This window comes from Arthrobacter alpinus (assembly GCF_001445575.1).
Classification (GTDB): domain Bacteria; phylum Actinomycetota; class Actinomycetes; order Actinomycetales; family Micrococcaceae; genus Specibacter; species Specibacter alpinus_C.
This window is the reverse complement of record NZ_CP013200.1, coordinates 1,760,887-1,784,336: the sequence shown is the minus strand read 5'-3', so window position 1 is coordinate 1,784,336 and position 23,450 is coordinate 1,760,887. Positions and strand designations below refer to the sequence as shown.

23 protein-coding genes and 1 pseudogene are annotated in these 23,450 nt (G+C 59.4%); 6 read left to right on the top strand and 18 right to left on the bottom strand.

All coding sequences use genetic code 11. From position 1 onward, the window contains the following. Positions 1 to 16: 16 nt before the first annotated feature. Both AS189_RS07855 and AS189_RS19345 read right to left on the bottom strand, forming a co-directional pair. On the bottom strand, positions 17 to 808 hold the full coding sequence (locus tag AS189_RS07855) for an alpha/beta hydrolase (RefSeq protein ID WP_062287187.1): 792 nt from the start codon (positions 806 to 808) through the stop codon (positions 17 to 19). A 9-nt stretch (positions 809 to 817) separates the two neighbouring features. Then, entirely contained in the window at positions 818 to 1,186 is a 369-nt protein-coding gene (locus tag AS189_RS19345; protein WP_082634157.1) for an ATP/GTP-binding protein, read from the bottom strand. Positions 1,187 to 1,299: 113 nt separating this feature from the next. Here AS189_RS19345 and nucS point away from each other — a divergent pair, with 113 nt between their 5' ends. The 3 genes and pseudogenes from nucS (at position 1,300) to AS189_RS07840 (ending at position 3,670) form a co-directional block, all read left to right on the top strand. After that, positions 1,300 to 1,995, top strand: a complete 696-nt coding sequence (nucS, locus tag AS189_RS07850; protein ID WP_062287184.1) for an endonuclease NucS — start codon at positions 1,300 to 1,302, stop codon at positions 1,993 to 1,995. A 36-nt stretch (positions 1,996 to 2,031) separates the two neighbouring features. Continuing rightward, a pseudogene (locus tag AS189_RS21215) lies at positions 2,032 to 3,273 on the top strand (N-acetylglucosamine-6-phosphate deacetylase). Positions 3,274 to 3,466: 193 nt separating this feature from the next. Beyond that, positions 3,467 to 3,670, top strand: coding sequence for a cold-shock protein (locus AS189_RS07840; protein ID WP_062287181.1), 204 nt, complete (start codon positions 3,467 to 3,469; stop codon positions 3,668 to 3,670). Between the two features lie 106 nt (positions 3,671 to 3,776). Here AS189_RS07840 and AS189_RS07835 read toward each other — a convergent pair whose 3' ends face one another. The 15 genes from AS189_RS07835 to AS189_RS07765 form a co-directional block, all read right to left on the bottom strand. Beyond that, positions 3,777 to 6,257, bottom strand: a complete 2,481-nt coding sequence (locus tag AS189_RS07835; RefSeq protein WP_082634156.1) for a bifunctional lysylphosphatidylglycerol flippase/synthetase MprF — start codon at positions 6,255 to 6,257, stop codon at positions 3,777 to 3,779. After that, positions 6,254 to 7,597, bottom strand: coding sequence for an alpha/beta hydrolase (locus AS189_RS07830; protein ID WP_062287177.1), 1,344 nt, complete (start codon positions 7,595 to 7,597; stop codon positions 6,254 to 6,256). The genes AS189_RS07835 and AS189_RS07830 overlap by 4 nt, the downstream gene beginning before the upstream one ends. A gap of 114 nt (positions 7,598 to 7,711) precedes the next feature. After that, positions 7,712 to 8,143 (bottom strand): DUF2550 domain-containing protein, encoded by a 432-nt coding sequence (locus AS189_RS07825; protein WP_062287174.1) that lies wholly within the window; start codon positions 8,141 to 8,143, stop codon positions 7,712 to 7,714. 10 nt (positions 8,144 to 8,153) lie between these two features. After that, complete coding sequence (locus AS189_RS07820) at positions 8,154 to 8,444, bottom strand: F0F1 ATP synthase subunit epsilon (protein ID WP_062287173.1); 291 nt, start codon at positions 8,442 to 8,444, stop codon at positions 8,154 to 8,156. Positions 8,445 to 8,446: 2 nt separating this feature from the next. Continuing rightward, a complete protein-coding gene (gene atpD, locus AS189_RS07815; RefSeq protein ID WP_062287170.1) occupies positions 8,447 to 9,904 on the bottom strand; it encodes a F0F1 ATP synthase subunit beta in 1,458 nt (485 codons plus the stop codon). Between the two features lie 51 nt (positions 9,905 to 9,955). Next, complete coding sequence (locus AS189_RS07810) at positions 9,956 to 10,849, bottom strand: F0F1 ATP synthase subunit gamma (RefSeq protein WP_062287168.1); 894 nt, start codon at positions 10,847 to 10,849, stop codon at positions 9,956 to 9,958. A 72-nt stretch (positions 10,850 to 10,921) separates the two neighbouring features. Then, positions 10,922 to 12,559, bottom strand: coding sequence for a F0F1 ATP synthase subunit alpha (gene atpA / locus AS189_RS07805; protein WP_062287167.1), 1,638 nt, complete (start codon positions 12,557 to 12,559; stop codon positions 10,922 to 10,924). A gap of 118 nt (positions 12,560 to 12,677) precedes the next feature. After that, a complete protein-coding gene (locus tag AS189_RS07800; protein ID WP_062287165.1) occupies positions 12,678 to 13,493 on the bottom strand; it encodes a F0F1 ATP synthase subunit delta in 816 nt (271 codons plus the stop codon). Then, complete coding sequence (locus AS189_RS07795) at positions 13,493 to 14,047, bottom strand: F0F1 ATP synthase subunit B (RefSeq protein ID WP_062287157.1); 555 nt, start codon at positions 14,045 to 14,047, stop codon at positions 13,493 to 13,495. Before AS189_RS07795 ends, AS189_RS07800 begins: the two co-directional genes overlap by 1 nt. A 76-nt stretch (positions 14,048 to 14,123) precedes the next feature. Next, complete coding sequence (locus AS189_RS07790) at positions 14,124 to 14,333, bottom strand: ATP synthase subunit C (protein ID WP_062287156.1); 210 nt, start codon at positions 14,331 to 14,333, stop codon at positions 14,124 to 14,126. A gap of 95 nt (positions 14,334 to 14,428) precedes the next feature. Then, on the bottom strand, positions 14,429 to 15,241 hold the full coding sequence (gene atpB, locus AS189_RS07785) for a F0F1 ATP synthase subunit A (protein ID WP_062287154.1): 813 nt from the start codon (positions 15,239 to 15,241) through the stop codon (positions 14,429 to 14,431). A 91-nt stretch (positions 15,242 to 15,332) separates the two neighbouring features. Then, entirely contained in the window at positions 15,333 to 15,587 is a 255-nt protein-coding gene (locus AS189_RS07780; protein WP_062287152.1) for a hypothetical protein, read from the bottom strand. Further along, positions 15,580 to 16,101, bottom strand: coding sequence for a hypothetical protein (locus AS189_RS07775; protein WP_193393516.1), 522 nt, complete (start codon positions 16,099 to 16,101; stop codon positions 15,580 to 15,582). The genes AS189_RS07780 and AS189_RS07775 overlap by 8 nt, the downstream gene beginning before the upstream one ends. A 264-nt stretch (positions 16,102 to 16,365) precedes the next feature. After that, positions 16,366 to 17,400: an MraY family glycosyltransferase gene (locus AS189_RS07770; protein WP_062287148.1), complete on the bottom strand. Its 1,035-nt coding sequence runs from the start codon at positions 17,398 to 17,400 to the stop codon at positions 16,366 to 16,368. Next, complete coding sequence (locus AS189_RS07765; RefSeq protein ID WP_062287147.1) at positions 17,400 to 19,283, bottom strand: polysaccharide biosynthesis protein; 1,884 nt, start codon at positions 19,281 to 19,283, stop codon at positions 17,400 to 17,402. Before AS189_RS07765 ends, AS189_RS07770 begins: the two co-directional genes overlap by 1 nt. 307 nt (positions 19,284 to 19,590) lie before the next feature. On the opposite strand from AS189_RS07765, the gene AS189_RS07760 reads away from it, so the two are divergent. From AS189_RS07760 to AS189_RS07750, 3 genes are read left to right on the top strand one after another with little or no spacing between them, the layout of a single operon-like run. Continuing rightward, positions 19,591 to 20,382, top strand: a complete 792-nt coding sequence (locus AS189_RS07760) for a glycosyltransferase (RefSeq protein ID WP_337589217.1) — start codon at positions 19,591 to 19,593, stop codon at positions 20,380 to 20,382. After that, positions 20,379 to 21,350: a glycosyltransferase gene (locus AS189_RS07755; RefSeq protein WP_062287145.1), complete on the top strand. Its 972-nt coding sequence runs from the start codon at positions 20,379 to 20,381 to the stop codon at positions 21,348 to 21,350. The genes AS189_RS07760 and AS189_RS07755 overlap by 4 nt, the downstream gene beginning before the upstream one ends. A gap of 33 nt (positions 21,351 to 21,383) precedes the next feature. Next, positions 21,384 to 22,391 (top strand): NAD-dependent epimerase/dehydratase family protein, encoded by a 1,008-nt coding sequence (locus AS189_RS07750; RefSeq protein WP_062287143.1) that lies wholly within the window; start codon positions 21,384 to 21,386, stop codon positions 22,389 to 22,391. A gap of 91 nt (positions 22,392 to 22,482) precedes the next feature. On the opposite strand, the gene AS189_RS07745 is transcribed toward AS189_RS07750, so the two are convergent. Next, positions 22,483 to 23,436: an L-threonylcarbamoyladenylate synthase gene (locus AS189_RS07745; RefSeq protein ID WP_062287141.1), complete on the bottom strand. Its 954-nt coding sequence runs from the start codon at positions 23,434 to 23,436 to the stop codon at positions 22,483 to 22,485. Positions 23,437 to 23,450 lie beyond the last annotated feature (14 nt).

The following is a 23,450-nucleotide window of genomic DNA, read 5'->3' as shown; positions in this document are numbered from 1 at the left end:
TGCTCGAGCCCGCTGCTTAGGCTGGCAGCGCCGCAACGGCTCCGTGCCAGTCACCGGGCAATTCCACGGGAGCCCCCAGCACAGCCGAGGAAATTTCATTCAGGGCCCGGGCCGCGTACTTCTCGCCAACCCACAAGTGCTTGGCCCCGTCCACGGCCACCAGCTTGGCTTGCGGTACCAAGGAGAAACGCTCGGTGGCCGCTTCAGGCTGCAGGTAGTCGTCAAACTCCGGCACCAGCACAGTGAGCGGTTTCCCGTAGGACGCCCACGCATCCAAATCGGCGTCAACGGCTCGATGCAGTGGCGGCGAGAGTAGCACTGCGCCTTCCACTTGCTGGGCCACCGGGGCCTCGGCCCCATATTTGAGCACCAGCTCCGTGCCGAAAGACCAGCCCACCAGCCAGCGGTTGGGCAAGCCGCGGTCCACGGCAAACTGGACGGCAGCGGCAACATCAAGCCGTTCACCAATGCCTTCTTCAAAGCTGCCATCACTGGTGCCGCGTGGCGATGCCGTGCCGCGGGTGTTGAAGCGCAATACTGCGATCCCGGCCAGGGCAGGCAGCCGGTAGGACGCCTTCTTATAGACATGTGAGTCCATGAAGCCGCCGTGAGTAGGCAGTGGATGCAGCGTGATCAGCGTGGCCCGGATGACGCCGTCGGCCGGCAGCGCCAATTCACCCACCAAGGTCAGGCCGTCTGCGGTTCTCAGCTCAATGTTCTCGCGCACAGCGGGCAAGATGGTGGAGGCGCGGACCGGCACAGGGACGCCGGCATCAACAAAGTCAAGGGAGCTAGGATCAAAAACCATGCGCCCAGCCTACCTGTACCGGTAGCTTCGCCCACGCCAGCAATTGCTGTGCCAGTGTCTGCGGTCGCGCAATCCTGCCTCGGCACCGAACATGGCATCCTCTTGCCACACCACCAGATGAGCCAAGCCGGGCGGAACCGCACGGTGACACCCCGGGCAGGTATATGACTTCTGAGCGTTCCCGGCGCTGATGGTCCGTACTGCCCAGACGCCGTCGGGCGCTGATTCAGTGGCGGTAGTGCCCAGCCTGGCTCGGTTCATATCAAAGCCGTCGCCGTCCTCGTCCACCGCCCCACCGCCCTGTGGCCCCCGCCCCGGCGACTTGCTAGAGCCCCTGGCATTGGAGGTACGGCGGCGTGGATGGTTCGAGCGGGGCATTCTTCCATTGTGCCGCACTGGCAGGTCCTGCGCGAAGCTGAGCTCGGCCCACGCACCTAGGGCCCCGAAGCGAGGTACGAGCTTTGGGAGGGCGTGGGGATAGAGTGGAGGGCGTGCGTTTAGTCATTGCAAAGTGCTCCGTCGATTACGTCGGTCGCCTCAAAGCCCATCTTCCCCTCGCCGTTCGGCTCCTGTTGGTCAAGGCTGACGGCTCCGTTCTGGTGCATTCCGACGGCGGCTCTTACAAGCCGCTGAACTGGATGAGCCCGCCAGCCACCCTGCGAACTGTGGGTCCTGATGAGGCCGAGCTGGAAGAGGGTGTGATTTCGCAGTGGATTGTGAAGTCCACGAAGGCCGATGAGCAGCTCATCATCAATATTTATGAAGAGCTCCACGAATCCAGCCACGATCTAGGCACGGATCCGGGTCTGATCAAGGACGGCGTTGAAGCCGATCTGCAGCGCCTGTTGGCAGCACAAATTGAACTACTCGGCACCGGCTTCACCTTGATTCGCCGGGAGTACTTCACAGCCATCGGTCCGGTGGACATTCTGGCCCGAGACGCCAACGGTGCCACGGTGGCCATTGAACTCAAGCGCCGCGGCGACATTGATGGGGTGGAGCAACTGACCCGCTACCTAGAACTACTCAACCGCGATCCACTGCTGGCTCCGGTCCGCGGCATCTTTGCTGCCCAGCAGATCAAGCCGCAGGCCAAAACTCTTGCCACCGACCGCGGTATTGAGTGCAAAACCCTCGATTACGACGCCATGCGCGGCGTGGATGACAGCGCCTCACGTCTTTTTTAAGGCACTTTCGGGTCCGTCTTGACTAGACTTGGGCCCATGACTGTTCCCTCGCCTGCCCCCGTGTCCACGAAAATTCTGATTCAGGGTGCCCTTGTCACCGATCACGGCATCATTGACGGCGGATTGCTCGCCATTGACGGTGACAGGATTGTGTATGCAGGCCGGGCCGACCATTTTGATGAGCCTGAATTTGGCCAGGCCGACATGGACGCCGCCAACGTCATTTCCTTGCCCACCGGCCAGCGCATCATCCCCGGCCTGATTGATGTGCACAACCACGGCGGCAACGGCGGCGATTTCCCCAGTGGCGAGGAAACCTCGGCCCGCGTAGCCGTGGACTTCCTCCACCGGGCGGGCACCACCACGCTGCTCGCCAGCATGGTGACTGCCTCCCCGAGGACCTCATCAAGGGCATCGGCCTCTACGCCACGATGACCGAAGAGGGCCTGTTGGCAGGCATTCACCTCGAAGGCCCCTTCCTCTCTCACGCTCGATGCGGGGCACAGAACCCGGCCTTCTTGCTCGACCCGGACCTTGAGCTCATGACGGCTCTCATTGAGGCTGGACGCGGCTCCATCACCACCATGACGTACGCACCCGAGCTTCCCGGTGCCCCCGATCTTGTGGACTTACTCACGAGTCACGGCATCACCCGTCAGTTGGTCACACAAATTGTGACACGGTGACCGCTGCTGCGTCGTTGGAGCAGGCCCGCGAAGGTTTGGATTCCACCGGGTTCGACGGCGTCTCCGGACGCCCCACCGTGACTCACCTTTTCAACGGCATGCCTCCCATGCACCACCGCTCCCCGGACCCGTAGCAGCATGCTTGCGTGTTGCCAGCGCCGGGAATGCGGCTGTGGAACTCGTTGCCGACAACACGCATCTGGACCCAGAGACAGTCAAGACCGTGTTCGATCTTGTCGGCGCCGACAATATCCTGCTCGTCACCGATTCGATGGCGGCTGCCGGTCTGGCCGACGGCCAGTACATGCTGGGCCCCTCGCCAGTAACGGTTTCCAACGGCGTTGCCACCTTGGACGCCACCGGCTCCATTGCCGGGGGCACCGCCACGCTGCTGGACGTGGTGCGCCGAGCCACAGGCGCCGGTGTCGAGTTCACCGACGCCCTGAAGTCAGCGACCGCTGTGCCTGCTGCTGTTCTGGGACTCACCGATGAGGTGGGCTCCCTGCGCCGTGGCCTGCGGGCAGATGTCCTCATTGTGGATGCTGAGCTTGCCCTGCAGCGCGTCATGCGTGCCGGTGTTTGGTTGAGCTAGCAGCTAGATGTTCGAAGTTCTTGCCGGGCTCCCCCTTGGTGCCAGGAGTTAATAAATGCGACTCGTTGGCACCGTTCGTTGACCTTGAATGTGACTCATGTCATGCTAAACATGGCCCGGTAAGCAATAGCTGAGGGTGCTAGGCAATACATAAAGCAGTACAGCATGGACGCTGATCACAAGGAGAAAAAGAATGGCACAGGGAACCGTCAAGTGGTTTAACGCTGAAAAGGGCTTCGGCTTCATCACCCCCGACAACGCCGAAGCAGACGTGTTTGTCCACTACTCGGAAATTCAAAGTGGCGGTTTCAAGTCTCTGGACGAAAACGCTCGCGTTGAGTTTGAGGTTGGCCAAGGAACCAAGGGCCCGCAGGCCACCGGTGTGACAACGCTCTAGGCGCACTGCTCCAAGAACCAGCAGCACCCATAGCGCGCGCCAGCGAGCACTCAACAGCCCCCAGCATCGATGCTGGGGGCTGTTTGCCTGCGGGGAGCAAAGAGCGTTATTGCTTGCGCAGAAGCCGGGCCAAGGAACGTACGGACACGTTCGGCATGTACGCCTCCCCTACAGCACGCCCAATGGCAGGCAGCGAAAGCGGATCCTGATACATCAAGTACAGAGACCTGTGACGCGGTTTGAAGCGTTGTTTGAAGTTGGCCAGCGACGAAAAACCATAGACAGGTTCTAGAGTGCGCGCCAGCAGCGCCAGAATCCGCCCCAGCGTGTTCTCCTGCCCGGAGCTTTCCTGCCCTGAGACTCCGGTGACTCCTGTCTCACTGGTGGTTGCCAGCGGCGAGCCGGACAACGAGATGTATTCAACCGTGGCCGCGAAATGCTGCACAGCCTGGGCAATGAGATATTCCATGACGCCATTGAACGCCCCTGAATTGCGGCGCATGAAGTCCAGCGTCCAGCTGACAATCTCACCCTCGGAATACACGGGCAGCCAGCTGGTCACAGCGTGGATTCGCCCAGATTCATCTATGGCCAGGCACAGTTGGACGTTCTCATGCTTGAGTTCTTCCAGCCCACCCAAGGTGAATCCGAGTTCAGGCAATGCCTGTCCGGAAACCCAATCCTCGGAAATCTCATGCACTTGGGTGCGTTGCCCCGAGGTCAGTTCTCCATAGCTGCACCAGAGAGCCGTGACGCCCAGTTTTGTTGCCTTATTCAAGGCTGTCCGGACGTTTTGCCAGTCCTTGCCCTTGAATCCCATGGACCGAACGTCAAGGAGAGTTTCGGCGGCCACCTGGATCCGCCGGAAACCCCGCCGTTCCAGCATGGTTGCTGGCGTATCCGTCACGGAATAAAAGCAGGCAGTGAGCGATTCGTCCGTGCAGAAATCGAGGAACTCATCAACGGCGCCGTCGTAGTCCCCCGGTTCGCCAATGGGTCCGCCCACCGTGACGGCAACACCATTGTGGGGCTGATACGCCACACCCACCGTGCCGGCAGCGTTGAACCAGTACTGGTTGTTGGCCCAAAGCGTCATCCAGGAGAGGGAATCCCCACCCTTCCGCACTAGTTCCAGTGCCTTCGTAGCGTCAGTGGCACCACTGTGCAGGCGGCGGCTTAGGAACAGCGCCAGAATGATGGCCGCGCTGACGAGCCACAGCAGGAGTCCGCCAAAGCTGAACAAAAGTTCGGAGAAGAATCCGTGCGGGTAGACGTTTGCCGCATAGCTGAAGGGGAACGGATAGGGCAGCACAATCCGCGGAATGCCAGCCACCAAGGCAACAACTCCCAAGTGGTTAGCCAGATTCCCCTCAGACAGCCACGCAAGCGTGTAGAGCCCCACCACGGCAAGCAGCAGCAGCGGCAACAAGGAAATCGCTCGACGGCGCAGCGCGGGGTCCGGGTCTACTCGGAAATGTCGGCGAAAAATGAGTAAAGCGACGGCAATGAGCACGGGGACCAGCACTACCGGCAGCAGTTCCCAGACAGATTCATTGATGTTCAGGCTGCGGTGGCCGCGCCGCAGGGACAAGCCCAGCCCGGCAAAAACTTGGAAATACGCGGCCGATACCAAGCCAATGACCACGTGCAGATATACCGCCACCCACATCGCCAGTCGGCTGCCACGCCGCAGCCCTTCGGCGCACACCAGCAGCAACACCATGGGCATCAGCGCGAGCAGATGGCCACCGGATCCCAACATGCCCAGGTTGTGAGCCATGCCCTGACATGCGGCGTTGAGATCATGACAGCTCCCCTGCCACTGGGCCAACGTCGGTTCCTGGTTGGTAATCCAGGTACGCATCACGGCAAGTGGGCCCACCGCGACATGTGCCAGGGCAGCAGCCAGTGGACCAACAGCAAAGACCGCCACCACCATCGCCAAAATGGTGCGTACCTCTCGGCTGGTGGAGCGCCCCGCGCCTCGGTGCCCCAACGCCGTCACAAACGCCAGCCCCAAGGTCAGCCCGGCCACCCCCGCGAGCAAAATGAACACGTGCTGCGCATGGCCAACATACACGCTGAGCATGAGCGACACCGCCAGAACCAGCACGCGCACGCGCCTCCGCCACAGCAGGCTAATGCCTTGGCTGGCCGCCAGTAGGGTCCCGGCGGCAGCCGCGAAGGGCCCCAGCAGTGTTGCCTGATCCATCCCCGCTGTCCATTCAATTCCGCCTAGATTACCCAGGGCCAATACCGCAGCATAAAGGACGACGGCGGCAACTTGGGTTGCGCAAAAAAACGCGGCTGTACGTAAGCTGCCTAGAGTGAATTCGGCGATTCCCACGGCCGCCCCCACAACACCCACGCCCAACAGCATGGAACCGGTGTTGGAGCTGAGGAAGAGGGTGGTGAACATATTCCACCATTTGTCACTGAGTAAATCAGTGGACTGATAGCCCCACGTACCCGCCACCGTTCGAGGAAGCCGGCTCAGAAAAGCACCCGACAATCCATGAGCAACCACGATGGCAACGATGAGCGCTGTACTGAACGGCGCCCGCCGGATCCAAGCTAAATACCTCATTGCAAACCGATTCTTGTAAACATATAGGCGAGTCCCTGAGGCAGTGCCGCACTGGCCACAGCCCACGAGTGCCCTCCTGGAAAGACAGATTTATCAGTGGTCATGCCAGCTTTGTTAGCGGCAACTTGTAGTACCTTCACATTGGCAGAATACGTGGCATCCTGGCTTCCGGAAGCAAACCACCCGGAAGTCACTGGATACTTGTTCTTGGCCAGCAGTGTCAGTGGCACCAACGCATCGAAGGCAGCGGCGTCGCCGTTGAACGCCCGCGCGATGGTCAGGGACCTGTTCACGGCCAAAGCCGGCTCCCGTTCCGGGGAGATCGCCATAAACGTCCGGTAGATCCCGGGGTGACGGGTCACCATCTGCATGGCGCACGTGCCGCCATAGGAGAATCCGCCTACGGCCCAATGTGCCGGGTTGGTGTCTGCGTCAAGGTGTGTCTTAATCCAGTGCGGAACATCTTTAGACATATACGTATCGGCCTGAGCCACACTGGAGTCCATGCACATGGTGTTAGCCTGGTCGGCGCCATTGGGGTCCGGCATGACCACCACGGGCGCTAGCCCACCGTGTGCTGCGGCAAAGGAGTCAAGCTGGCCGATCAAATCCGTGGACCGCAGCCAAGACTCTGGCGAGCCAGGCTGACCACTGACCAGGACAACTACGGGAAGCACCGGACGGTTCACGGCAGAGTAGGCCGGCGGCAGATACACCACAGCATTGCGGGCGTGAAAACCCGATACGTCGCCGGCAATGCGCACCGAGCTAACACTGCCCCGAGCCGGCAACCCGGAAGGAGCGTTCCAGCGCGTCGAGACGCCAGCAGCCATGAACCGCGTGCTCTGCTCATGTTTCGGTGCCGGCGGTGCCACTGTGGAGAGATTCATTGTTTGCGCGCTGAACAGGCTGCGCACCGTGGGAAACTCGCCAAAATCGGCATTGATCCGGAGGCCAACGGTGGCCAGCGCAACTGCCATGGCCACCACGGCCAGCGCACGGCGACTTAGTGAGACACCGGGCTTCACGGCGCCGGCACGCGGACGGCGCAGGCCAGCCAACGCCGTCGCGCTTCCCAGAGCAAGGACCCACAGTAACAAGGCCACGTTGATTACAACAGCTGTTGGAAGGTCCTCGGGCCAGATGTACAGCACGTGAATGACGGCCCAGCAGGCGAAGATGCTGGCGGCCGCTACTACCACTGCGCTTGCCAGGGCAAATAGCCACCATCGGAGGGAACGGCGCAACAGCAGAAGGAGGAGGGCAAGCACGCCCAGAATCCAGAAGATGAGGGGAAGGGGGCCGTCGATGAGACTAAGATTTCCAAGCTCTTGAAGCATTTTCACGGCTCTACCGCACTCTTGAGGATTATCTGCCTAGGAAGACAGCTGCAAAGTGATGTTAGCGATGCAGACCGAGCGTCCACTGAGTATGGGCTGGGAATCTACTGGACGTCAGCGACGGGTGGAAACGCCGGGCTGCGGACCGGCTTCGAGCCATGATGACAGGCCGGCATAGGCGGCGAACTTCATGGCGAGCAGGATTTGCGTGCCCTCGTAATCAAGAATCACAATCACGGTGGAGGGCGGGACGCGGGTCAACTCAGTCTCACTAGGTTCCCGGCGCCCCACCAACACAATCTTGTTGCGGGCCATGGTCTTCGCCGGAATCGGGCTGAGAGAAAACGAACGGAGCCATTGCAGATTCGACTCCTGATAACGACAAACCCCCATGGACCAGCGATTTCCGCGCAGGCATATGGAGGAGTCGACCGTGCCAAGGGTGCGCCGCAAATGCAAGCGGCGCACCCCGAACAGGCACAGTGATAAAACAACCAACAGGAGCAAGCCTGCCAGCACGATGAACGGAATACCGAGGTCGTTCATCAATTGATTGCTAGCGAATCCCTGCGCCAGACGTTGCGCCGTCTTTCAACTGCGCATTGTCGGCCACGATGACAACTCGGTTGTTATCAACCGAGAAGAAGCCGCCGTCTACTTCAACAAGGAAACGGGAGCCGTCTACAGGAGCGATCTCCAGCAAGCCCGGCGCCAAAACCGCGAGCATCGGGGTGTGACCGGGCAAAATGCCGATCTCGCCTTCGCTGGTGAACCCCTTCACAAGGGTCGCTGAACCGGACCAAACAGCATGGTCAGCCGCTACGATTTCAACTTCGAGGTTAGCCATGCTTACTTCGTCGATTCCTGGATCTTGGCCCACTGACGCTCAACATCATCCATACCACCGATGTTGAAGAACGCCTGCTCGGCAATGTGGTCCACGTCGCCGTCGCAGATAGCGGTGAAGCCTTCAATGGTGTCCGCAATGGAAACCGTTGAGCCTTCTTCACCCGTGAACTGCTTGGCCGTGTAGGTGTTCTGTGACAGGAACTGCTGGATACGGCGAGCACGCGATACAACGATCTTGTCCTCTTCACCGAGCTCGTCGATACCGAGGATCGCGATGATGTCCTGAAGTTCCTTGTTCTTCTGCAGGATCTGCTTGACACGGACAGCCGTGTCGTAGTGAGCCTGGCCGACGTACTGCGGGTCAAGGATTCGTGACGTGGAGGTCAACGGATCGATGGCCGGGTACAGACCACGTGAAGCAATTTCACGGGAAAGTTCCGTGGTCGCATCCAAGTGGGCGAAGGTCGCGGCCGGGGCCGGGTCCGTGTAGTCATCAGCAGGCACGTAAACGGCCTGCATGGACGTGATGGAGTGACCCTTGGTCGAGGTGATGCGCTCCTGCAGGAGACCCATCTCATCGGCGAGGTTGGGCTGGTAACCCACAGCTGAAGGCATACGGCCCAACAGTGTGGAAACTTCCGAACCGGCCTGCGTGAAACGGAAGATGTTGTCAATGAAGAGCAACACATCCTGGTTCTGCACGTCACGGAAGTACTCAGCCATGGTCAGCGCCGAAAGAGCAACGCGCAGACGCGTTCCCGGCGGCTCATCCATCTGGCCGAAAACTAGCGCAGTGTCCTTGAGGACATTGGCTTCTTCCATTTCAACCCAAAGGTCGTTACCTTCTCGGGTTCGCTCGCCAACACCGGCGAATACCGAGGTACCACCGAAGTTACGGGCAACACGGGTGATCATTTCCTGGATCAGAACGGTCTTACCGACACCGGCACCACCGAACAGACCAATCTTTCCACCCTTGATGTAGGGGGTCAGAAGGTCAATGGACTTGATACCAGTCTCGAGCATCTCCGTGGAGCCCTCGAGGGTAGCAAATGCCGGGGGCTTGCGGTGGATCGGCCAGCGCTCGGAGATGTTAAGCTCCGATTCCTTCACGTCGAGGGGTTCGCCCAAAACGTTGAAGATGTGACCCTTGACGCCGTCACCGACGGGAACGGTGATTGGAGCGCCCTTGTCCTGCACGCTGGTGCCGCGGACAAGTCCGTCGGTAGCCTGCAAGGAGATGGCGCGAATGAGACCGTCGCCAAGGTGCTGGCTGGTCTCAAACGTGATGGTCTTGGTCTCACCGTTGAGAGTGATCTCGGTGGTGAGTGCATTGTAAATGGCGGGAATGCCGTCAGCCGGGAATTCGACGTCGACAACCGGGCCGATGACGCGCGCGATGCGGCCTGTGGCACCGGCCTTCGCAGCGGTTCCCTGCTCGTTAAGTTGGGCAGTCATCTCTCTCACTTCACTTGTGTAGATGGCATTGAATAAGTATGAATTGGGCTGCTAAGAGGCATTGAGCGCATCAGCGCCCGCAACAATCTCGGAGAGCTCCTGCGTAATCTCAGCCTGCCGGGCGTTGTTACGAAGACGCGTGTACTTCTTGATCAGATCGCTGGCGTTATCGCCTGCGGTCTTCATGGCCCGCTGACGTGCCGCGAGCTCGGAAGCTGCGGCCTGTAGGAGAGCTGCGAAGATGCGTGATTCGATGTACCGCGGCAACAAGGCGTCCAGGACGTCTTCAGCCTGCGGTTCGAACTCGTAAAGCGGCAGCAAATCAGCTGAGGATTCAACTTCTTCTTCCACCACTTCCAGCGGAAGCAGACGAATTACTGTCGGCTCCTGAACAACCATTGACTTGAATTGGGTGAAAACTACGTGAATTTCATCCACGCCGCCCTCTTCGAAGTCAGTTGCGAAATCCTTCAGCAGGACCTCGCCCAGTTGACGTGCAGTTTCAAATTCCGGTGCGTCGGTTCCACCGGTCCACACCTTCACGTAATCGCGGCCACGGAAGTCGAAGTACGCCTGAGCCTTGCGGCCGACCAAATAGGTCGAGACGTCCTTGCCTTCCCCGTGCAGCAATTCGATAAGGTGCTCTGCCTGCTTCAACACGCTGGCGGAGTAGGAACCGGCAAGGCCACGGTCTGAAGTCATGACCAGGACCGCAGCCCGGCGGATTTCCGCGGGCTCGGTGGTCAGTGGGTGATCGACCTCGGACTGGGACGCTACGGCAGAAACGGCACGGGTGATCGCATTGGAATACGGCAATGAAGCCGTGACACGTACACGTGCCTTTCCAATGCGGGACGCTGCGATAAGTTCCATCGCCTTGAAGATCTTTTGCATCGACGTCGTCGATGAGATCTTCTGGCGGTAAACCCGTATCTGGGCTCCCATGTTTGTCCTTTCCTTATCCTTTACTTAGCTTGCCGGCCCGCTAAGGGCCGGCAAGCTAAGTAAGAAATGGTGTCAGCGTTTCTGCTTGACGATCTTTTCCTGGTCGACGTCTTCAGCGGCTAGCGCACCGAACTCTTCGTGGCCGGCGCCAACCAAGTGGTTGTCGCCCTCCGCGAAGAAGCCCTTCTTGAAGGTGTCAATGTTGGACTTGAGCGCGTCAACAGTGGAAGGCTCCAACAAGTTGGTTTCAGCCAACGTGGTCAGAATCGACGTGTTGTGACGCAGGTGCTCGAGGAATTCGCTCTCAAAGCGGAGAACATCCTCAACCGGGACGTTGTCCAAGTAGCCGTTGGTGCCCATCCAGATTGAAACAACCTGGTTCTCAACCGGGAACGGTGCGTACTGTCCCTGCTTGAGCAGCTCCATCAGACGCGCACCACGGGTCAGCTGCTGCTTGGTAGCAGCATCCAAGTCCGAGGCGAACATGGCGAATGCCTGCATGTCGCGGTACTGAGCCAGATCCAGCTTCAAGGTACCGGCAACCTTCTTCATGGCCTTGACCTGTGCTGCACCACCCACGCGGGAGACAGAGACACCAACGTCAACAGCGGGACGCTGGTTGGCGTTGAAGAGGTCCGACTGCAAGAAGATCTGACCGTCGGTGATGGAAATGACGTTGGTCGGGATGTATGCCGAAACGTCGTTTGCCTTGGTTTCAATGATCGGCAGGCCGGTCATTGAACCTGCACCGAGCTCGTCAGAGAGCTTGGCACAACGTTCGAGCAGACGGGAGTGCAGGTAGAACACGTCACCGGGGTACGCTTCGCGTCCCGGCGGGCGGCGCAGCAGCAGTGACACGGCGCGGTAGGCTTCAGCCTGCTTGGAGAGGTCATCAAACACGATCAGAACGTGCTTGCCACCGTACATCCAGTGCTGGCCAATGGCCGAACCGGCGTAGGGTGCCAAGTACTTGAAACCAGCCGGGTCAGATGCCGGAGACGCCACGATCGTGGTGTACTCCAAGGCACCGTTGTCAGCCAAGGTCTGGCGAACAGCAGCAATGGTGGATGCCTTCTGGCCGATTGCAACGTAAACGCAGCGAACCTGCTTCTTGACATCGTTCGAAGCCCAGTTGGCCTTCTGGTTGATGATGGTGTCAACGGCAAGAGCCGTCTTACCCGTCTGACGGTCACCAATGATCAGCTGGCGCTGGCCACGGCCGATCGGGATCATGGCGTCAATCGCCTTCATACCGGTCTGCAGCGGTTCGTGAACCGACTTGCGCTCGGTAACACCCGGAGCCTGAAGCTCCAAGGCGCGGCGGGTCTCGGGTACGATCTCGCCCAGGTCGTCAATCGGCTGACCCAAGGGGTCAACGACGCGGCCAAGGAAGTTGTCGCCCACCGGTACGGAGAGGATCTCTCCGGTGCGGTGGACTTGCTGGCCTTCGGCGATACCGGCGAAGTCGCCCAAGACAACCACACCAATCTCGCGTGTGTCCAAGTTCTGGGCCAAGCCCAGTGTGCCGTCTTCGAAACGAAGAAGCTCGTTGGCCATGACAGAGGGAAGTCCCTCTACCTTGGCAATGCCGTCACTTGCGGTGGTGACGCGGCCAACCTCGACGCGCTCTGCGTTGCCCGGTTCATAGGACGCTGCGAACTCATTCAAGGCATTGCGGACGTCGTCGGCATTGATGGTCAAGTCGGCCATCTGCAGTCCCTGCTCTCCTAAGTTGTGGTTGCCACCTTGATAAAAAAGTGTGGCGGCAACCTAAATGTTTGATTCAGTCAGTTGTGGACTGGCTGTCGAGAAAACCTAAAAAGGTTTACTACACTGCCAACCGGCGGCGAAGTTCGGCAAGGCGGGTTGCTGCGGTTGCGTCAACAACCTCGGCACCCACAACTACCTTGATTCCGCCGACTAATGTCGGGTCGATATTGACATTGAGCTTCAATTCACGACCATAGAGATTGTTCAAGCCGGCCTGCAAACGTGCGGTCTGCTCTGCACTCAGGTCACGAGTGACGCTGACGGAGGCAATCCAACGCTGCTGGCGTTTGGCAACCAATTCCACGAACCGTTGCACCAGGGCCGTGGGCTTGAGCCCGCGGGGGGCCGTTACGGCCTGGCGGATCAATAGCGCTGCGACGTTGCCAGAGCCCGGAACAACTTTTTGCGCCAAGGCGCTCTTTGCTGTTCCTGTTGCCTGTGCATCGTCAAATGCGCGCTGCAGATCATGACTGGACCCAACAACTCGGATAAACGTGAAGAGTTCTTCTTCAAGCGCATCCAGGTTGGCAGAGCCGTCACCTTGACCTTCAGCAACCGCGATCGCCGATGTTGCTGCCAAGACTTCCAGTGCATCGCCCAGGTCACGAGCCAAGCCCCAGCGTGCGGCAACCAGTTCCAAAAACACGTTTTGTGCTTCTGCGCTGACCTTCCCGGCAATGAGCTTGGTGGCCAATGCTGCCTTGTCCGCACTCCCACGAGTGGGATCGGTCAAGGCGCGGCGGAGGCCGGCGTTGCTGTCCAGGAGCTCCAAGATGGAGAAGAGATCCTGAGCCAATGCGATAGACGCAGTGGCAAGCTTGGGTTCCAGCGACTCAAGAGCCGCTGCCAATGACTTGCTCGATACACCTGCCATTACTTCGTGACACCCGCGTTCGACTGGTTTTCCAGATCGGCCAGGAAGCGCTCAACAACCCGGTTGGAACGAGCATCATCATTGAGAGCTTCGCCAACGATTTTGCCTGCCAGCGATGTAGCCAAAGTGCCAACCTCGTTGCGGAGGGAGTTCACTGCAGCAACACGCTCAGCTTCGATCTGAACCTGGGCCTGAGCGGTGATGCGTGCAGATTCCTCTGCAGCCTTCGCCTTCAGGTCAGCCAGAATCTGGGAGCCTTCTGCACGAGCGGTTTCACGGATGCTGTTAGCTTCCGTGCGAGCGTCCATGAGCTGGGCCTTGTACTGCTCCAAGAGGGCGTTGGCTTCGGCCTGAGCCTCTTCTGCCTTTTCGAGCCCACCTTCGATGGCCTCTACACGGTCTGTGTATGACTTCTCGAAGATAGGGGCGATGTATTTCTTCACCACGAAGAGCAGGACAGCGAAAGCTACGGCAGTGACTAGAACTTCCCACAAGTTGGGCAGGAGCGGGTTTGCTCCCTCACTAGAAGCGAGGATTACTTCTGCGGTAATCATTTCTCACTAATCCTTAATCTGGTATTCGTCCATGAGTATTTTTGTCTCTGCAAGGCAGAGGCAGAAAGTCTTTGGACTAGGCGCCAATGACGAAGGCGAAGACCAGGCCAAGGATAGCCAGTGCTTCTGCAAGTGCGAAGCCAAGCAGGGCGATGGGCTGCAGGATGCGCTGAGCTTCCGGCTGGCGAGCTACACCGTTGATGTAGGCAGCGAAGATCATGCCCACGCCGATTGCCGAACCGATAGCCGCCAGGCCGTAGCCAATCATATTAAGGGAGCCGTGCATTATTTTGTTCCTTTCAAGATACCGGCGTTGTGCCGGCAGGTTGTGAGGTGATTCTTGTATTCGAGGAAAACTTGGGGGGTGTTACGAGGAAGACGTTAGTGTGCGTCGGCATCCAGGCTGCCCTGGATGTAGATCGCGGTCAGCAGGGTGAAAACAAATGCCTGCAGGACCATGATCAGCAATTCCAGGAAGTACATTGCCACGGATCCGGCAATAACAGCCACACCCGTCGCGTTGAGCAGGACGCTCTCCTGAACAGTAATCAGGTACGCAGCACCGCTTCCTGCCAGTGCCACAATCATGTGGCCGGCAAGCATTGTTGCCATCAAACGCAACGAGTGCGTCAGGGGGCGAACAATGAAGTTGGAGATGATTTCCAACGGCACCATCAGTGGCAGGATCCAGCCGGGAACACCGGTGGGAACAACAGCCAGCTTGAAGTAACGGATACCGTGCTTCTGCACGCCAACTGCAATCCACGTGAAGTAGATGATCAAGGCGATAGCGTAAGCGCTACCAGCGTGGGAGAAGGAAGGCAGCTGCAACAACGGGATTGCACCAAAGATGTTGTTGAGCAGCACAAACAAGAACACGGAGAAGAGCAGCGGGATCCACGGGCGGAAGTTCTTTTCACCCATGATGTCGCGGCCAACAGTGTTTCGCGCGAAGCTGTAGAAGCCTTCAGCGAAGAACTGGACTCGGCCCGGAACCAATTTCGGGTTTCGGATCGCAACTTTAAAGAAAACAGTGATCAGGACCACCGACAAGATGACCATGATCATCTGCTTGCCTAGCCCTGTGCCGTATTCAGCCATCCAAGGAAGGATGTCGGGGAGGTGGGTGTCACTAATTGTCGGTGGAACGAAGCCACCGTCATTCGAGGCCATCGGAAGCGCAAACGCGGTCAACGCGCTGTCCTCTCTGCAGTTTCGGTCAAAGGGCAAGTACGGTGGCCCATCGAGAGATGGTCAGCACCGTAGGAAAGTCTGTTGGTGGATTTCATTGCTTCTGGTCATCATCAGGGCGGCCATGCCTTTGATAATGCCGGGCTAGAAAGTATCCGCATGCGGCTCCGATAGGAAGCACAGCAAAGACAATCCAAGAAGTCTTCAATAAAAAGTCCAGTCCCCACCCTATCAAACCCCAGAGCAGGATTCCGCCAATAATGTAGGTGTAGTCCAGCTTTCCGGCATTCGCCTTCGGTGGGATTACTACATGATCGGGCTGATCGGCGTCGGGCGTCTTCTTAGACATGGGGAGGATCCTTTGTTTCGCTATCATCGCGGACTTCACCGCTCGGGGAGGCCACAACAGCTGATTCATCAAACAGCAAAAAACGTTGTTTGCTAAATATGACAATTTCCGTGGCCTGCCAAGCAAGCACGGCAACCACAGCCGCCCCGGCAAACCAGGGCTTGTTTAGCCATGCGGGGGTACCCAGCGCCAACATCACCGCTGCGAAACCCACCACCTTCACAAAGTACGTGAGGACAAAGATCCCCATGACTGCGTCAGGCATCCGCTTGCTGAACAAATGGCCCACCAGCAGGCTCAGGCCAAAGAAGGCCATGACCAGCAGGGAACCAAACAGCACGCTAATCACGCCATCAGTGTCTGTGAAGATGAAAGCCAGCAGCGCAATGAGAATGACCAGCGCACCGTCCACCAAAAAGCACTTTTTTAAGATGTTCCAGCTGGGGCTCGCAGTGGGACCCGAGACCGCTAACGGCCCTGGCGAAGCGCTATTGTTCGCGCTTGCGTCCTTCATGTGAACTCCATCTATGTGAACTCTGTCTAGGGGGATCATCCCCTCGTTTCTCAGGCCTTCCACGGCACAACTGCGAAACAGTATTACCGATCGCGGGCATGGAAAGAGGGCGGTGAGTGTCACCACCAGTAATTCTACATGAGATAGAACTCTGTTACGACGGCAAGGACAAGACAACCGCCCGCACACACACCTATTTGAGAGCCGCGGGACGTGCCAGAGCCGTGGGAGGTTCAGGAGCCACAGTCGGCAATCTAGAAGGCTCTAGGCCTTCTGCGCCCGGCGACGGAAGAAACTCTGGAAGAGCGTTGGTGTGCGCAAGTACGCCAGCACCACGGCGAACCCGGCTGCGGTGGCCAGCACGCGCGTGGTACTGCCGCCCTCGGCGGCCACAATGCCCAAGATGCTCACCACGATGGTTGCCAGGCACACTACCGCCGTGGCCTGAAGATGGGTCAGGCCCACAATGGTCAGGCGCTGGTAGACATGCTGCCGGTGCGCCGCATACCAACGTTCACCGGCCAGCAGCCTGCGCAAAAACGTCACGAAGGTATCGATCAGGTAGATCAACACCGGTGAGAAGATGTACTCCACCGGCACACCAGCGAGGAACGCACACATAGCCGTAACCGCGATCGAGGCACCAAGCAAATAGCTGCCCACGTCACCAAGAAAAACCTTGTTCCGGCTCAGGTTCCATGGCAGGAAGCCAGCAAACGCCAAGGCGATCGCGATGCCCACATAAACCATCCAACCGTGCCCAGCGGCGTACCCGGCGTAGGCATAGAAGCCACCCACCAGCAACCCATGAGTGCCGGAAATGCCATTGATGCCGTCCATGAAGTTGGCCACGTTCACGTACGCGGCAACCGCAATGGCACCGATCGGAATCAGCCACAACTGCTGCTGCCCCGGGTCAAGAATGGCGACGGCAGCGGTAGCCAGACCGCCCACGGCCAGTTGCATCCCGGCACGGACTTTCACGGACAACCCGCGAATATCCTCCATCCAGCCAATGGCACCAGCGGCCAGAACGACGCCGAGAATGACTACCAGCGTCAGCGCGCCTTGGCGCGTGTTCCCAGACTGGGGCAAAAAGACGGCCACCAAGACGGCGGCAGGCAAGGCAACCGCCGTCGTAATGCCCATGCCGCGGATGGTGGGTGCGGTGTGGGAGGAACGGGCGTTCGGGACATCAAGAACGCCAGCCCTCGCCAAGAGCGGCCGGACAAAGATGGGCAAGACCAGTGCTAGCACCAGCGCAATTGCCCCTACGGTGATTTGTGCCCAGGTTTCCATCAGGCGCCTGCCGCAACGTCGCCGTCGGACTCGTCAATACTGGCGCCGTTGGGGCCAGCCTCGTCCTGACAGCGTTGGAGCCACAGTGCAAGATCAAGATCAGCCGGGTTCAGCGCCTTGGCATGCGTGTGGGAGATCTTGGGGTGACCATCGGGATTCTTGACTTCGTCGTCGCCGGTGAGCTGTTCATGGAGCTTCTCTGAGGGACGTAGGCCCGTGATCTTAATTTCGATGTCGCGCCCGGACATGGCGATCATGCGTTCTGCCACGTCAAGGATGCGCACGGGCTCCCCCATGTCAAGGATCAGCACGTCCCCGCCATGCCCAATGGCCCCGGCCTGGATGACAAGCTGGCAGGCCTCGGGGATGGTCATGAAGAAGCGCGTGATGTCCGGGTGCGTGACTGTCACCGGACCACCCTTGTTGATCTGATCGGTGAAGAGCGGAAGCATGGAGCCGCGGCTGCCCAGGACGTTGCCGAAGCGGACGGAGACGTAGCGTTGGCCGGTCTCCCCCGCCATCCACGAGGTGAGCTTTTCGGCCGCTCTTTTGGAGTGTCCCAGCGCCGTGGTGGGGCTAGCTGCCTTGTCGGTGGAGATGTTAACGTACGTTTCCACCCCGACGCTGCGGGCGGCCTGGAGCACGTTGAGCGATCCCAGAACATTGGTCTTCCAGCCTTCTTGCGGGTACATCTGCAGCAGGGGCGCGTGCTTGAGTGCTGCGGCGTGGAAGACCACTTCCGGGCGGCGCACGGCAAAGATTTCATGCAAGGACTCGGCGTCGCGAATGTCTGCCAACACAATATTCTTATTGTCGAGCAGCCCATGGCCTTCAATGGAAAGCTGCGTGTGCTGGAGACCGGACTCATCACGGTCCAGCATGATCAACTCGGCGGGTGAGAAGCTAATCAGCTGGCGGCACAGCTCAGATCCAATAGACCCGCCGGCTCCGGTGACCAGGACGCGTTTGCCCCTGATATAGCCGGCAATCTGCTCCACTTCGGTTTCCACGGGGCTGCGGCCAATGAGATCGGCGACATCAATTTCGCGGAAGTCCGTCAGCCCGCCTTGGTGATCCCTGTTGGTATCCGGGCTGAGCATCTCTTGAAGCGGGGGCAGAATCAACACCTTGACGCCAAGCCCGGCAACGCTGTCGGAGATCTCCCTGATCCGCTTGGAACTCAGGTGCGCCATGGCCAGGACAACCACGGTTGACTTGGTGCGCTTGATCAACTCGGGCAGTTCGTGACCGCCGCCAATCACACTCACCGAACTTAGCCGCAGGTGCTTTTTCGTGGCGTCATCATCCACCAAACCAACGGGAACGTAAGGAGATTCCGGATCCTGCACCATACGGGTAACCAGTGAGTTACCGAGGAAACCGGCACCGTAAATGAGAGTCTTTTGCGCTTCCTCACCAAAAATCGGTTTGCCCTCAACGTAGAGACGTTTGGCGTAGCGGATCGCGGCCATGGACAGTGCCGCGAACGGGAACGCAATCACGGCCACGGAGCGAGCCACGTGCAGCTCGCCGATGAAGATGGACAAGACAATGCTTGTCACCACACACACTATTAACGTCACCGCTACGAGCACACGGGCCTCGTGGATGCTGCCAAAGGTGTAGCGGCCGCGGTATAGGGCCATGTACCAGCCAGCGATCAGTTGCGTGGCTACGGCCACGGCCACTAAAACACCCAGTCCAGCGAAGTTGATGAGGTGAATATCCAGCTCGTAGCGCAGAAGTACCGCCAGGAAGAGCGCCACTGTCCACGCGAAAGAATCCAGGATCGCTTGTGACCAAAGCCACAGGCGCGGTTTACGATCGCTCTCCGCGGAAGTGAGTGCGGATTTTCCGCCTAACTGCGTACTGGTGGTATTCAACGTGATTCGTATTTCCGTCTTCTGCCAAAGATCTTTTTCGGCGGGGCACTGGTGTCCACGGTGTAATGATGTCGATGATGACGACTGTACTAAAGTGGAAGGTACACAAGAATAGTATTCCCTTGACGATGATTACATACTCTTCAGCCGTTCCGGATGCCGCGCAACGCCGCGGACTCCACCCGAGAGGACTCTCCACCTTGAGCGATACCATAGCCGTCGCCGCCGTCACCTTTGACCGGCCGGACGACGTGCGAACACTGCTGGGTGCCCTCGCACAGCAAACACACACCCCCATGCCATCGCCTTGGTCGATTCGGGCACGGCCGATGTTCGTGAGATTGCCGCTGCGGCTCCCGCCGATGTGACGTATGTGCGCTCACTGGCAAATCTGGGCGGTGCCGGCGGTTTCTCGCTGGCCATCCTGAATGCCATCGCCTCGGGCGCGCAGTGGGTATGGATCATGGACGACGACGCTCACCCGGAAGACCCTGCCTGCTTGGCTACCCTGCTGGCCGCAGCGAAAACCCGCAACCTCGATGTTGTGGTTCCCCTGATTGTGGCCCCCGGTGAGCCCACCAAGCTCTCCTTCCCGTTCCGGATTGACGGTCACCTCACCCACGAACGCTCAGTGGTGGAGCCCTTGGGATTCATTGACAACGTAGGCCAGTTCTTCAACGGCGCCCTGATCCGCAGCGATGTGTTCTTCAAGGTTGGCCTGCCGGATCTGCGCTTGTTCATCCGCGGTGACGAAACTGATTTCATGCTGCGTCTGCGTGCAGCGAAGGTGAAGTTTGGCACCGTCACCTCCGTAGCACTGACGCACCCCGCGGGTTGGGGCGAGGTGCAGGAGGTCCTGGGCGATCGCCTCCACGTTCTAGTGCCAGAGACACCATTCAAGCGTTTCTACTACTACCGCAACCGCGGATTCCTCACCCGCAAGCACCGCCGCGTGCGCTCACTGGTGGCCGACGCCGTGGGCTACCCACTGTTCTTCCTCAAAAAGGGCGATCTCAAGGGCCTAGCCAAGTGGGCCAGCACCTATGGTGCAGGTCTGCGCGGGGCCAAGTTCGGTCCCATGAAGGACCAGAAATTTTGAGTCTGGGCCGCCGTGAGCAGTTCTTCATCGTCATCACCACGTTCAACAGGGCTGACTACCTAGAGGGGCTCTTGGACTCCGTTGCCGCGCTGAATCCTGCCCCTGACGGCGTCATTGTGGTCAATAATGCCAGCACCGACACCACCTCCTCGGTCATCGAGGACGCCACCGCACGTTTCGCGGCCCTGCCCGCGCCCGTTGCCGTCTTCCACCTCCAGCTTGCCGAGAACACCGGTGGCGCTGGCGGGTTTTCCGCTGGGGTGGACAGGGCTTTGGCGCAGGGCGCGCAGTGGATGTGGTTGATGGACGACGACGTCACCTGTGTTCCTGATGCGATCGGCGCCTTTGGTCCGTGGATGGAGAAATATGACGCCATCATTGGCCGTCGATACGATGCCGAGGGCAAGCCATTCTTCTGGCAAAACAACTTCAGCACCTTTTTAGGCTTCCCCTTGCCCGTCCGGGGCGATGTCTTCGCTTCATCTAATGAATTTGCCACTAATGTTGGCTGCTTCGAAGGCATGCTGCTCCATGCAGACGCGGCCCGTTCCGTGGGCCTGCCGGACCCCCGGTTCTTCTTGAACTGGGATGACACGGTCTATGGCTGGCTGGTTTCCCTGCAACGCCCGGTGCGGTATGTCAACGAATTTGTGCTGCAGAAGGTGCGTGTGCAGCGCAGTCTGGATCTGGGCATCCGGCACCTCAACGATTCTTCGGATCTGAGCCGTTTCTACGTCATGCGCAATCGTGGTTTGGTGGGCCAGTACTTGCGCGTCCACGGCCGCTTCAACCGTGTGGGCTTTGCCTTCGGAACCCTGTTGACGGCATCCAAGGAACTGCTGCGATTGATAGCAGTCGAGAAGACTCTTCACGGCAGCGGCCGCCTCCTAGCCGGCTGGCGTGAGTCACGGCAGATTCTCGCGGCCAACGATTTCACTCCCATGCCCCCGCTCGAAGGTTCACACTAACCATGTCTGTTATGTCCCGGACTGTTACTACCCATGTCCGCTGACTCGGCCGAACTGCGCTGGCTGGTGCTGGGCGCCTCGGGCTTTGTGGGCAGCGCCATTGTTGAGGAGCTCAAGCAACGGGGTGCCACGGTTGTCTCGATGGCAGCCCCTCGCCTGCGTAGCGCCGCACTTTCAGCGCAGACAACACAGTCGGGGCAGCCTGCACAGCAGATCGTTGCCGAGGCCCAGGCCCTGGTGGATGGTTCAGCTACCGTCGAGTGCCGGGAGGCTCTGCGCACGGCATTTGCCGGTTTTGACGTGGTGGTCAATGCCGCGGGCTTGGCGACACCGGGCCACGGGGAATCTCCCGAACTCACCGGCGCCAACGCCTTGTTGCCAACCGTTGCTGCCATGGCTGCCAAGGATGCCGGTGTGCGCCGGTTTGTGCACCTGAGCAGTGCCTCGGTGCAGGGACACCGACGCGTGATCGACGAAAGCGCCGACCGAGCCCCCTTTTCAGCCTACTCGCGGTCAAAGGCCTTGGGTGAACAAGCACTGGAACTAGTAGCTGCCCAGTTGGCTCCGCTGTCCTTAGTAACCGTCCGAGCCACCTCGGTGCAAGGTCGCAGCCGTCCAACAACCCAGTCCTTGATCAAGGTGGCGAGCTCCCCGATTGCCTCCGTGGCTGCACCTGGCAACTTCGCCACCCCTGTCAGCTCCATCGATGCCCTCGCCTGGTTCGTTGTGGAGACAGGCCAGTATGCGGCGCAGGTTCCAGCCGTGATTCTGCAGCCGTGGGAGGGCCTCTCGGTCAGCGATGTCCTCACTGCTGCCGGTGGCCGGGTTCCGCGCCGCCTGCCCCAATTCGTTTGCCGGTGGATCCTGTCCGCTGGTTACTTCACCTCCCGATTACTCGGTGAGAAGTTACACGGACCCCTTCGCCGGGTCGAGCTGATGTGGTTTGGTCAAGAACAAACACCAGGCTGGGCCGCCTCCGTGGGTCTCACCCCAGTCTCATCCATAGCAACTCTTTTGGAGCGAGCCCGAGAACAGAGGTGACACGCGGGCTCCGAGCTTCACCACTCGGATTTCGCCGTAGGGAAGGCCCCCAATCGCCTTGAGGGCCTTCCGCTGAAACGCATAGCTTGAACTAGGAAGCTGTGGCTTCTGGCTTCTGCAGGTTAGTGTCGGTGTCGGTGTCGCTGACGTCCGGTACTGATTCACCGCTGACCACCGGCTCGTGGCTTGCCACATCAATGGCCAGCTCTTCGGCTGGCGCATCCGCAGCTGGCACTTCAGAGTTAGCCGGCGCGTCAGGGTCAGCTGGCACTTCAGAGTCAGCTTGCGGTTCAGGGTCAGCTGGCACTTCAGAGTCAGCCTGCGGTTCAGCAGTCTCTGTGGCGTCCTTGCTGAGATTCACCGGTGCCCACATTTCTGGTTCAACATCACGCCCCAGCGCACTGGGAATCATCCGCTGAATCTCCTCGAGGCTGATGGCCCCTTCACGAACCACGCGCAAGCGCAGGCCAGTGGCATCCACAATCGTGGACGGGGTGGGATCGGTACCTTCAAGTGGCCGAAAGCCACCCTCCAGATACACCTCGACGGACTCGGCCAACTGAGACCGGGCCTCTGACCCCGTCTGCGCTGCCGTCTGTCCAGTCCTGTTGGCGCTGGAAACGGCAAGCGGGCCGGTGATGGTGAGCAGGTCCAGAGCCAGCTGGTCATCCGGAACGCGGAGTGCCACCGTCCCTTTGGTTTCGCCAAGGTCCCACGTCAATGTTGGCTGGGCATGGAAGATCAGCGTGAGCGGGCCGGGCCAGTACTTTTCGGCAAGCTTGCGAGCATCATCGGAAATTTCGGTGGCAAGACCCTCCATGGTGCCAATGCGAGGGATCAGCACGGGCGGCGGCATGTTGCGGCCGCGGCCCTTGGCCGCCAGCAGCGTCGCCACCGCCTGCGGGGAGAATGCATCCGCGGCAACACCATAAACAGTGTCCGTGGGCATGACGATTATCTGCTTGGCAGCAATGGCCTTCTGCGCGTGGGCCAGGCCCTCAACGCGCTGTTGTTCATTGGTGCAGTTATAGGAAGTGGTACTCACAAGACCATTCTTTC